This window comes from Faecalibacterium prausnitzii (assembly GCF_049532945.1).
Classification (GTDB): domain Bacteria; phylum Bacillota; class Clostridia; order Oscillospirales; family Ruminococcaceae; genus Faecalibacterium; species Faecalibacterium prausnitzii_N.
The window spans coordinates 2782840-2793864 of record NZ_CP186691.1; the positions used below are offsets into that span (position 1 = coordinate 2782840).

General features: G+C 52.1%; 14 protein-coding genes and 1 pseudogene. 10 read left to right on the forward strand and 5 right to left on the reverse strand.

Translation table 11 applies throughout. The annotated features are described in order from the left end of the window. Positions 1-49 precede the first annotated feature (49 nt). The 6 genes and pseudogenes from ACNQFG_RS14045 to ACNQFG_RS14070 all read left to right on the forward strand — a co-directional run. Positions 50-187: pseudogene (locus tag ACNQFG_RS14045) on the forward strand (ferredoxin); the annotation flags it as partial. A gap of 52 nt (positions 188-239) precedes the next feature. Next, positions 240-497, forward strand: a complete 258-nt coding sequence (locus ACNQFG_RS14050) for a DUF2249 domain-containing protein (RefSeq protein ID WP_097771454.1) — start codon at positions 240-242, stop codon at positions 495-497. Positions 498-501: 4 nt separating this feature from the next. Then, complete coding sequence (locus ACNQFG_RS14055) at positions 502-1194, forward strand: DUF2249 domain-containing protein (protein ID WP_423405306.1); 693 nt, start codon at positions 502-504, stop codon at positions 1192-1194. A gap of 19 nt (positions 1195-1213) precedes the next feature. Beyond that, entirely contained in the window at positions 1214-2395 is a 1182-nt protein-coding gene (locus ACNQFG_RS14060) for an FprA family A-type flavoprotein (protein ID WP_423405307.1), read from the forward strand. Between the two features lie 306 nt (positions 2396-2701). Continuing rightward, complete coding sequence (locus ACNQFG_RS14065; protein WP_423405308.1) at positions 2702-3316, forward strand: class I SAM-dependent methyltransferase; 615 nt, start codon at positions 2702-2704, stop codon at positions 3314-3316. A 1-nt stretch (position 3317) separates the two neighbouring features. After that, positions 3318-3662: a GGDEF domain-containing protein gene (locus ACNQFG_RS14070; protein WP_423405309.1), complete on the forward strand. Its 345-nt coding sequence runs from the start codon at positions 3318-3320 to the stop codon at positions 3660-3662. 99 nt (positions 3663-3761) lie between these two features. On the opposite strand, the gene ACNQFG_RS14075 is transcribed toward ACNQFG_RS14070, so the two are convergent. The 4 genes from ACNQFG_RS14075 to mobQ all read right to left on the reverse strand — a co-directional run bounded on the left by ACNQFG_RS14075 (position 3762) and on the right by mobQ (position 7714). Then, entirely contained in the window at positions 3762-5099 is a 1338-nt protein-coding gene (locus ACNQFG_RS14075) for an FMN-binding protein (RefSeq protein ID WP_097779472.1), read from the reverse strand. A 466-nt stretch (positions 5100-5565) separates the two neighbouring features. After that, positions 5566-5871: a hypothetical protein gene (locus ACNQFG_RS14080; RefSeq protein ID WP_423405310.1), complete on the reverse strand. Its 306-nt coding sequence runs from the start codon at positions 5869-5871 to the stop codon at positions 5566-5568. A gap of 77 nt (positions 5872-5948) precedes the next feature. Next, positions 5949-6122, reverse strand: a complete 174-nt coding sequence (locus ACNQFG_RS14085) for a hypothetical protein (protein ID WP_423405311.1) — start codon at positions 6120-6122, stop codon at positions 5949-5951. A gap of 14 nt (positions 6123-6136) precedes the next feature. Beyond that, complete coding sequence (gene mobQ, locus ACNQFG_RS14090; protein WP_423406598.1) at positions 6137-7714, reverse strand: MobQ family relaxase; 1578 nt, start codon at positions 7712-7714, stop codon at positions 6137-6139. Positions 7715-7813: 99 nt separating this feature from the next. Between mobQ and ACNQFG_RS14095 the strand changes: the two genes are divergently transcribed. Together ACNQFG_RS14095 and ACNQFG_RS14100 are read left to right on the forward strand one after the other, a co-directional pair. Beyond that, positions 7814-8626: a PD-(D/E)XK nuclease family transposase gene (locus ACNQFG_RS14095; RefSeq protein WP_055192377.1), complete on the forward strand. Its 813-nt coding sequence runs from the start codon at positions 7814-7816 to the stop codon at positions 8624-8626. A 16-nt stretch (positions 8627-8642) separates the two neighbouring features. Continuing rightward, on the forward strand, positions 8643-8831 hold the full coding sequence (locus ACNQFG_RS14100; RefSeq protein ID WP_055192375.1) for a hypothetical protein: 189 nt from the start codon (positions 8643-8645) through the stop codon (positions 8829-8831). Between the two features lie 9 nt (positions 8832-8840). Here ACNQFG_RS14100 and ACNQFG_RS14105 read toward each other — a convergent pair whose 3' ends face one another. Further along, a complete protein-coding gene (locus tag ACNQFG_RS14105) occupies positions 8841-9158 on the reverse strand; it encodes a DUF3847 domain-containing protein (RefSeq protein WP_423405312.1) in 318 nt (105 codons plus the stop codon). 114 nt (positions 9159-9272) lie between these two features. Here ACNQFG_RS14105 and ACNQFG_RS14110 point away from each other — a divergent pair, with 114 nt between their 5' ends. Both ACNQFG_RS14110 and ACNQFG_RS14115 read left to right on the forward strand, forming a co-directional pair. After that, a complete protein-coding gene (locus ACNQFG_RS14110) occupies positions 9273-9935 on the forward strand; it encodes a response regulator transcription factor (RefSeq protein ID WP_419055813.1) in 663 nt (220 codons plus the stop codon). After that, a complete protein-coding gene (locus ACNQFG_RS14115; RefSeq protein WP_423405313.1) occupies positions 9932-10948 on the forward strand; it encodes a sensor histidine kinase in 1017 nt (338 codons plus the stop codon). The genes ACNQFG_RS14110 and ACNQFG_RS14115 overlap by 4 nt, the downstream gene beginning before the upstream one ends. Positions 10949-11025 lie beyond the last annotated feature (77 nt).

Consider the following 11025-nt stretch of genomic DNA (forward strand, 5'->3'; position numbering starts at 1 on the left):
AAAGCAACAGGAGGATCGAACATGAAACGACGGATCATTGAAATCGATCAGGATAAACGCCCCGTATTTTGACGGCGCACGGCTCCTGATCGCCGCCGACTGCACCGCCTATGCCTACGCCGCTTTCCACGAGCGGTTCATCAAGGGACACATCACCCTGGTGGGCTGTCCTAAGCTAGACGACGTGGGTAAGGATTCCTTTGAAGAGGTGTGAGCTTTCTGCAAGAGAGGCAAAGACTATGAGTTATGAGAACTGGAAGGACAAAATCGGAACATTTGAAGTGATGGACGTGCGGGGCAAAAAGATGGACTTCTTCCCCGCATTGAAGGCAAAGGCTGCCGCGCTGAAAAACGGCGAAGGACTGCATATCATCCAGACCTTCGAGCCTGTCCCCCTGTACCCGGTGCTGGCCCTTATGGGCTTTGAGCATCACACGGAGAAGGTAAGCGGCAGCGAATATCACATCTGGTTTTATCGAGTGAAGAAAGGAGAATAACCGCATGAGCTACGAAAACTGGAAGAATAAGGCGCAGGGGTTTCAGACCGTGGATGTGCGCCATATACAGGGCAGCTTCTTTGAAGGGCTGAAGAAAAGAGCTGAGGCGTTGGAGGTGGGCGAAGGATTACACATCATCCAGACCTTTGAGCCGCATCCACTGTACGTTGTCATGGAGGGCTTGGGCTACGAGCACCACACCGAGCGGCGGAGTGAGGCGGAGTTCCATGTCTGGTTCTGCCGTGTGGAGAAGAAGGAAGGCGACAACTCCGCTCCCTTCAAGCCGCTGGCTCTTTTGAACTATCCCATGATCGATGAAAAGCTGGGGCAGATCGCCGTGGATTTTTGGGAGACCACATGGCAGAGCGAGAAGCGCGTACTGCCCTATGAAACGCGGCTGCTGCTGTCCCTGACCAACGCTGTCGGTGCGGGCCGGATGAGGCAGGCGGCGCGGGAGCTGGTAAAGGCATATATCCACGGTGTGGAGAGTGCCGCGTTGGACGACGTGTTCGAGCTGCTGGCATGGAATCAGGGCATCGGCTTTTTCAGCAGCGAGATCGGCCCCTCGGCGCTGTTCCAGGCGTACAAGCTCATTAAAAACGGTGAGAAACAGGGCAAGTCCCGGGAGGATATCTGCAGTGCGCTGCGCGAGAAATTCGGGGAGAAGAACCCAGAGATGCAGGTCTTGAACAGATGATAAGGAGTTGTTTTGTATTATGACCATTCAAACGGTAACAGATGCCATCCGCTATGTAGGGGTGGATGATAACACATTGGCACTCTTTGAAAACCAGTACTCTGTCCAGCCTATGGGAGTGAGCTACAACTCCTATGTCATTCTGGATGAGAAGATTGCCGTGATGGACAGCGTGGACGCACGGGCAGCGGAAGAATGGCTTTCCAATGTGGCGCGGGTGTTGGAGGGGCGCAGCCCCGACTATCTTGTGGTTACACACATGGAGCCGGATCATTCCGGCAGCCTCATGCGGCTGGCACAAAAGTACCCGGAGATGAAGATCGTGGGAAACGCGAAAACATTTACCCTGATCAAGCAGTTCTTCGGCACAGGTGCATTGTCGGAAGACCGTATGCTGGAGGTTGGCGAAAGAGATACGCTTTCCTTGGGTTTGCACCGGCTGCGCTTTCTGCTGGCGCCGATGGTACACTGGCCGGAGGTGATGACGGCGTATGAGGAAACGGAAAAAATCCTGTTCTCGGCGGATGCCTTCGGACGCTTTGGCTCACTGGAACGGACTGCCCGTGCCCCCTGGGTGCCGCAGGCCCGACGGTATTATTACAATATTATCGGGAAATATGGCGCACAGGTGCAGGCTCTGCTGAAAAAAATCTCCGCGCTGGAGATCAAAACGATCTGCCCGCTCCATGGCCCCATGCTCACAGAAGACTTGGGGGAGTACCTGCGGCTCTATGATCTCTGGTCACAATGGAAACCGGAAGAACCGGAGGGCATCCTGATCGCTCACGCATCCATCCATGGAAATACTGCCCATGCGGCGAAGACCCTCAAGGGTAAATTAGAGAAAAAAGGCGTACAGGTCAACATATGTGATCTCACTGTGACAGATCTTTCCTACGCTGTTGCCAGTGCGTTCTACTGCGGGAAGTTGGTTTTAGCCAGCTCCACCTATGACGGAGGACTGTTTCCGCCCATGAGGGAGTTTTTGGAACATTTACGGACAAAGGGATTCCGAAACCGCCGGGTTGGCCTTATTGAAGACGGCTCTTGGGCACCTGCTGCCGCGCGGCTGATGCGCACCAAATTGGAGGAGATGAAGGATATCCACCTTTACGAAACGGTAGTGTCTCTGCGTGGTGCATTGAACCAAACCAGCGAAGCGCAGATGGACGCTCTGGTGGCTGAGCTCTGCGCGGAGTAGGCGGCGAGTCTGGCTTCGTCCGGCCGCCCGATGCCTCAAAAGCAAAACATCGTCGCTGATTTATTTAGACAACAATATGGCGTTGAGTGATGCCAAAGCTTTGAAAATGGATCGAAGCGCAGCCGCAGAGAATATCTGCGGCTGCGCTTTTTGCATTTTGACCATGGTGCAAACGGATGGCTTTGACCGTTACCCTCGATTTCTAAGGAGACACGAAGTGTGCTACATGGAAGCGTAGTGGCACTTTGAATCCTTTCCGAGAGGCACAATGCGGCAAAAAATAAAGAAGAGATAAGGGCAACGGCTATGAAAGAACGAAAGACCTTCTGGGACAAAAATGCCGGTCGTTACGACCGCTTTATGCGAAAGGATCGGGCGGCATACGAAGAGATGTATAAGCTGATCCGACCGGTGGTGAAAGCCAAAACGGTGCTGGAGCTGGCGACCGGCACGGGACTGATTGCAAAGCACATTGTGAACGCGGCAGCGCACATCGAGGCGACGGATGCCTCCGCAGAGATGATTGCAGAGGCCAAGCGTGATAACCACTCTGCCAAGCTGCACTTTTCCGTGCAGGATATGTTCCGCCTTCCCTATGCGGATAAGTCCTTTGATGTGGTGATCGTGTCCAATGCGCTGCACATCGTGCTGCAGCCGGAAAAAGCCCTACAAGAAATCAAGCGGGTGCTGAAAGAGGACGGCGTGCTCATCGCGCCGACCTTCACCCACGCGGGAAACTCGTTTTCCGGCAAGGTCAAGGCATCTTTCATGAAGCTGGCAGGCTTCCCTCTCCACAGCAGATGGACGAGCGAGGAATACCTGCGTTTCCTGCGGCAAAACGGCTGGACGGTGCGGAAAAGCGCTGTCCTGAAAGCTTCGTTCCCGCTGACCTATGCCGAGTGTGTAAAAATGGAGGTGTGATATGGATCTCAACGGCTTGAAGCGCTGCAACGACTGCTTCGGCCATGCGGCGGGCGACGCCCTGATCTGCCGTGCAGCTGACGCGCTGAACGATGTGTTCCCCGGTGAAGCCTGCCGCATCGGCGGGGACGAGTTCGTGGTCATCTGCTGCCCGGTCACGCAGGAAAAATTTGAACAGCAGGTGGAAGCTCTGCGGGCGGCACTGGTCCGCCATCAGGTGGATGCAGCCATCGGCTCGTTCTGGCAGTCGTTGGTCGAAGACCTGCCCGCCTTCCTCCGCGAAGCCGACGACCGGATGTACAGGGAAAAGGAACGCCAGAAGCGCGCAGCGCGGCCCTCGGTTTAGGCGGACCGTTCTGGATCCAATAGCATACAATAAACAGCGCCCGCCGGGAAATCTCCCGGCGGGCGCTGCTGTGTTCAGAGGAACGTTATTTTTCTTGCCTTACTTTGCGGCATCCACCAGCACACCAACGTAGCCGGCAGTATCCACCAGCGTGGCACCGGAAACGGCGTCCACAGCCTTTTCATCTTTGCTCAGAGCCTCGGCGTCGGCAATGCTCATGCCGTTCACGTGGTTCTGGATGGCGTCGTAGTTGGCATCCAGCGAAACGGTGGAACCAGCCTTTTCGGCCATCATCTTGCTGTAGTAATCGGCGTTGACCCGCTTGGACATCAGCACCTTGCCCTCGGCGTAGCCTGCGCCGAAGTCAGAATCGGAGTTGGGCACGCCGACGACCCCGGCGTCCGAACCGGCAAACTGGAACTCGTCAATGTAGCTCAGCACGATGGTGTCCCCGGCGGTGGCGACAGCGCCGGAGGTGAAGCACTTGGTGCCGTGTGCGGCCCCATAGACCACATTCAGCTTCAGGTCCTCGGAGCTGCCGTTGAACTCCACGGCCTGCGTGGTCTGGGCGTTTTTGGCGGCATCCACGATGGCGGAGAGATAACCGGCGGTATCCACCAGCGTTGCGCCGGAGACGGCGTCCACAGCCTCGGCACCCTTGGCGGCCACATCCTCCAGCTCGGAGATGGTCTTGCCGACAGCAAAGTTCTGGATGGCATCGAAGTTTGCGTCCAGAGCGACCGTGGAGCCGCCCTTTTCGGCCATCATCTTGCTGTAATAATCAGCGTTGGCCCGCTTGGACATCAGCACCTTGCCCTCGGCGTAGCCTGCGGCAAAGTCGGAGTCGGAGTTGGGCACAGCGGTCACGCCTGCATCGGCGCTGGTGAACTGGAAATCGTCGAGGTAGGCGGCGAGGATGACGTCATCCTTCACCACAGCCACCGCTTCGGTGAAGCACTTGGTGCCGTGGGCGGCAGCATAGGCCTGACCGATTTGGATGCCGCCTTCCACCGGGACGATGGCGGCGGGCTCAGCGGGGGCTGCGGCAGCAGAGTCGGCGGGAGCCTCTTCGGCCAGCTCCACACCCAGTGCGGCGGCAACAGCCTTCCGGACGGCCTTGGTGGTCACCGTGGCACCGGCAACGCCGTCGATGGCGGGACCGTTGGCGGCCACGACCTGCTTGGACAGCTCTTCCAGTGCAGCGCCGCCGATGCTTTCGGTCTCCTGTGCACCTTCCAGCTTGCAGTCGGTAACAGTGCCGTTGGCATCCACGGTCAGGGTGGCGGTGACAGCACCGCCAAAGCCGTCGGCAGAGCCGGTCTTAGTCACACCGGCAGCGGTGGAGCTGCTGCTGCCGCCGCAGGCGGCCAGAGAGACGCCAACAACGAGGCTCATGGCCACGGCAGCGCTCAGTTTGCGGATGATCTCCTGTTTCATGGGTCTTTCCTCCAGAGAAAAATCGGTTTGTGTTCGGTCCCCAGAAAATGTCATATCTTTTCAAGGATGTTTACAAAAGATAACATATTTTGTGAGGTGCTGTCAAGAGATTTTAGCACATACTTCGTGAAGAATGATAAATTGGTGTCAATTTGTGACGCTGACGGTATACGAAGCGAACGGACGGTCTACGCTGTTAGTAATTCCTGAATGGAAACCAAGCAAGCAGTTTTGCCACTTTCAGCCCCAGTTAGTACTTCAATATTACTATGTTTTGGAAATCGGCACAACCATATAACCGTCTTTGATGAAACTATTTTTGTTTCATCGATGACATTGTACCAGCAAGCAGGGCGCTCGTATATACAAACGCTATTTTGCGTTGCAAAATGCTTGTTGAGGAATGCCCCAAGCCCCTTTAATCTGCATTTTCCAATGCAGGCTGCGCATCCCTTCGGGACGCTTTTTACCCGGTGATGTGCTCTGGGTCGTTCAAAACTTGCATGAGGTGAGAAGCGGCTTCTGCAAGAGAATCGTACTTCATCTGTTCAGGAACAGGCGCATCCAGAAGCGAAACGCCCCACACCTGCATACAGTCCGCAAGTTCTTTCTGTGGCTGCAATGCCGCCACCTTACGCACATCCGGGGTGGTTTCTACATCCAGAACGTAGGCTGCGGAGTATTTTCCGTTTCGGTCTTCCGTCAACTGCACCATGGAGTAGTGCTCATTCCAAAAGTGACAGAAGCGAACCCTGCCACCGATGTTCTCCATTTCGATACACAGTTCTTCTTCGCCGCTCCATTGGGCTGCATTTTGTCAAGATAAAAAATCAAGATGTTGCTGCAAATTTAAAAATTGCCAGCTTTCGCTTCTTTTTGGATGATTTTTCGCATTTGAGAATCCAATGTGCTCTTTGCATTCGGGTTGAAAAAGATGTTGACGTTGTAAGTTGTGTTTCTGACTCGCATGGTCAACAGTCCGTCAGCGGGGCGATGTTCGGTCAATGTGATAGTTTTGCTCATTTGCGCTTCTCCTTTTACAATGTGTGTTCGCTTTCTTTTGGCTGGGTCTGTGATTTTTTCTGTTCAAGTGCTGCCTTGCTATCGTTCAACTTCTTCAGCACCGATTCCTTCTCCGAGGTCTTGCCGCCCGGTGCAGAAAGCTGCTGCTTATTCAGCACCATGTCAATATACTTGCGGATATTTTTCAGGGCAAAGACGTCCGGTTGCAAGGTTTCCAGTTTGGTGCGCAGCTCTGCGCTGCTGGATTGCAGCGCAGAAAATTCGGCATCCAATGCCGAAAAGTCCACCGCGGTGCTGCCGTTCAGCTTCATCAGGGTGCGGACGGCTTTGTTGAATGATTCCAACTCGTCCTTGTGCTGGGCGGCATAAGCGTCCTTGGTCAGCTTGAAGTTCTTCTTGATAAAGGTATCATGGACAGGTTTCAGCTTGGCATGGATGGCAGCAGCGTCCTTGATCTGGGCGATTGCCCGCATACGGTCTTCGTTCTGCTTCAACTGCCTGCGGAGAGGGGCAGCTGTCTGGTTCAGGTTAGAAATTGCAGTGTCCAAATCCTCGATGGTGTTCAGAGAATGGGTTTTCAGGTAGTCCACAGCCCGTTTGACTTCCTCAAAGTCCCGGACAGCGCATTTCAGTTTTGCCTTGCCAGACCACTCGCTGCGCTGCTCGTTGCGGAGATTGAAGTAGTCCACCAGCAAGTCGGACAGCGTGGGTTCCTTTGCTTTTTCCAGAGCATCCAGAAGAAGCTGCTTCTTTTCAGTCAGGTCTGCGATCCAGTGTTGCAAACCACGGATGGCGCTGCGGATGGACAGCATCAGGCTGTTGGCGGCTCGAATATCCCGGTTCAGGTTGCCGAGAAAGGTTTCCACTCCACGCTTTTCCATCTGGTGTGCAGCAGGGCCGAGATGCACGGTCGGTATCTGCTGGATGCCCTGTCGTTCAAAGGAGCGCAAGTCAACACGTTCCGGTCTGCCAGCTGCTTCCAGATAGCGGTTGGTGATGGTTTCCCAACCATGCCGCCAGACCTCTGCATACTTCTGGTCGTTCCAGTCCACCGTGTTTTCCTTATGGCACTTCCAGTTGCCGGAAGCGAGCCGGATGCGCTCGTCGTTCTCGTCAAGGTCGTACACCTTTCTGGCTTTCGGCAACCACTTGCCGTGTTCGTCCATTGCCCGGAGCGTCAGCAGAATGTGGGCGTGTGGGTTGCCATCGCCCTTGTCGTGGATGGCAAAGTCAGCAATCATCCCTTTGGAAACAAACTGCTCCTGACAAAATTCCTTTATCATGGAGAGATACTGTTCTTTCGGCACCTCCACTGGGAACGCCAGCACGATGCGCCGTGCAAGCTGGGAGTTCCACTGGTTCTCCACGGCTTCTACGGCGTTCCAGAGGTTTTGCCTGTCTGCAAATCCGGGCGGCGCATGGGACGGCAGCATGATCTCGGCGTGGACAAGCTCTTTCTTCTTGTTGTAGAATTTTGTTTTCTGGTCGTACTCGCTGAACAGCCGTTCGCCGCTCTGGTAAGCGGCCCCGGCAACAGCGGACTGTCCTTGGCTGCGCTTGACGATGGTGATTTTGAAATGCGGACACGGAATAGGCATCACCCCCTGATGACATTTGAATCGTTCTCTTGTAAAAATCACGGAATTATGGTACTATTATTTTGGATAAGTAAGCAGAAAGCTGGTGAGCCAATGTCGGAAAGAAAATCACAACAGGAACTGGATTTTGAACGGAAACATGAAGAAGATTTGCAGCGGTTGCGTGGATTGCGGTTGATTGATGATGATTTCATGGCTGCGGTGTTTGAAGAGCGTGCTTGTGCTGAGTTCCTTTTGCAGATCATCTTGAAACGTGATGACTTGACCGTTAAAGAGGTTCATGGCCAGTACAGCATTAAAAATCTGCAAGGCCGTTCCGTTCGTTTGGATATTTTGGCGGTAGATCGGGAAAACCGTGCATATAATATTGAGGTGCAGCGCAGTGACCGTGGTGCGAGTGAAAAACGTGCACGGTATAACAGTAGTCTGTTGGATGCAAACCTGACTGATGCGGGCGATGATTACGATGCGCTGAACGAAACATACGTTATCTTTATCACGGAAAATGACGTATTAAAGGCAGGCCTTCCAATTTATCATGTTGACCGTACAGTTCGGGAAACTGGAACGGCTTTCAACGATCAGGCGCACATCGTTTATGTGAACTCACAAATCAAGGACGAGACCGCATTAGGAAAACTGATGCACGACTTTTTCTGTACCAACTCGAAGGATATGAATTATTCCATTTTGGCACAGAGGGTTCGTTATTTTAAAGAAGACACGAAGGGAGTGGCAGCTATGTGCAGAGCTATGGAAAAGATGCGGGATGAAACCGAGCATGAAACATCGGTCAAACACGCATTGGCAATGTTGGCAGATGGTGTGCCTTGTGAAAAGGTGGCAAAGTACACCGACCTTTCAATTGAGGAAGTCCGGGCATTAGCTGAAAAGAAATCTGCCTAACAAAAAGATAAGCCGATTGGAAATGTTTCTGTTTCCAATCGGCTTTTTCTATGCGTGTTTTATGGTAGCGGGCAAAAGGACAGCTGCAAAGCAGCGCAAGGAAAATGCAGTTTTTCTTGGGATGGAATCGGGCTGGCGCATAAACGCCAGCTTCGATTTCATCGAGCCGTCTGCAAGACCGCAATTTCACCGGAACGGTGTATAATTGCGCCCTTTATTCTAAAGGGTTTTGAACGTTGCTGCGTTCGTGAACATCATGCACCATCTTTGCAAGAGCCAGCACGACTTCCGGTTGACGGAACGAGATCTTCAAAAGCTCCATCACCTGATCGTCGGTCAGTTCTCCCGGACAGACCAAAAAGCTTTCCAGCATTCCGGCACGAGTGCAAAGGCGATGCACACGCTCTCTCCGGTTCAGCTTTGACATCTGACGTTCAAGGATTTTCTCCCGGTGCTGGCAAGAGCGCAACTTCTGCGCGGCTTTGGCTTTTTCGCTGCGGAGATAGGCAAGGTCTGTTTTGGGTTGGGTCATGGCATCGCTCTCCTTTTTCAAAAGTTTTTATTCGGTTACAAACATTTTATAATTCATATTTACCGCCTTGTATTCTTTGAGATAACGAATATAATACGTCTAGGAGGTGTGAGCATGAAAATCTTCATTATAGAAGATGAACCGGCAATCCGCGAGGAACTTGTTCAGCTTCTTCAAAAGTACGGCTACCAATGCGACAGCAGCGATGATTTTCACCACATTGTGCAAGCTGCTCTTTCATCAGGGGCTAACTTGATTCTCTTAGACATCAATCTGCCCTATCAGGATGGTTTCCAAGTATGCAGAGAAATCCGACAGAAATCCAATCTTCCTATCATTGTACTTACCAGCAGAAACAGCGATTTTGACGAGTTGATGAGCTTGAACATCGGCGCAGATGATTATATTGCAAAGCCGTACAATGCACAGATTCTTTTGGCGCGAATCCAAAAACTTCTGGCTCGGACCTATGAAGTACAGGACAACATCGTTCTCACGCACAAAGGCTTGACCTTAAATTTGCTCAAGGCGGAAATCAGCTATCAAGGGAACAAAAAATCACTTACCAAAAATGAACTTGGGATTTTGCGCCTGCTTATGGTGAACAAGGGCAACATTATTCCCCGTGATGCTATTATTGATGAACTCTGGCAGAGTGAACAATTTATAGACGAAAACACATTGAATGTCAACATCGTTCGGTTACGGAAAGCACTGGCCGAAATCGGTCTGCCGGACTATCTGGAAACGAAACGTGGTTTAGGGTATTGCGTATGAAGTTATCCGAGTATCTGCTTGACCATATCTTTTCCCTGATTTGTATGCTGGTGGCTGCACTCGTGCTGCTTGCGCTCCTCTGGCTGATTGAAACACCTGCTGTGTTTATTCTGTTTGCCGAGGTGATTTTACTTGCAGCGTACAGTACAGCGCTGCTGTATGATTTTTTCCGCAAGCAGAGATTTTATAATCTGCTTCAAAGAATGACAGAGCAGATGGACATAAAAACACTTTTAGGTGAGTTAATGGTGCCGCCTCATTTTTTAGAGGGGCAGATTTTGGTGGACGTTCTGCGGTGCTGCAACAAATATCAGAACGACCAGCTTGCCTGTGCAGAACAGGAGAACCGTGAATATCGGGAATACCTTGATTCATGGGTGCATGAAATCAAAACGCCTATCACCTCTGCCCGGCTGATCGTTGAAAATGAAAAAAATCCCACCACACTGCGAATTGACGATGAACTGCGGAAAATTGATGCTTATGTGGAGCAGGTGCTATATTACGCCCGCAGTACCGATGTGGAAAAGGACTTTAAGGTTGAGAAAACCACCTTGCAGGCATTGGTGTACGCTGCGCTAAAAACGTACTCAAAGCCGTTGATTCAGGTCGGTGGAAAGCCGGTTCTAAAGGAACTGGATATTCCCGTGGCCGCAGACAGCAAGAGCTGCACCTTTGTGATCGGACAGATTCTGTCCAACGCCATCAAATATCGGAAAGATAATTTACAAGTTGAATTTTCGGCCAGAGCAGAGAAAAACACAGTATCTCTTTTCATTTCCGATAATGGCATTGGTATTCCTGCTGCTGACTTGCCGCGCGTGTTCGACAAAGGCTTTACCGGTGAAAACGGCCGCCGTTATTCCAAATCGACCGGCATTGGTTTGTACTTGAGCCAAAGGCTATGTCGAAAAATGAATATCTCACTTTCTATTTCCAGCGTTCCGGGACAGGGAACGACTGTGACGATGGTTTTTCCTACGGAAAGCTATTTGCAGGCGGCGGGGCTGTAAAGCCTCGCTTTTTTCAACCTTACATTTTGGTAATACAAATGTAATCCAATTTAATGGCATCGGAAAATTCCTTGTGG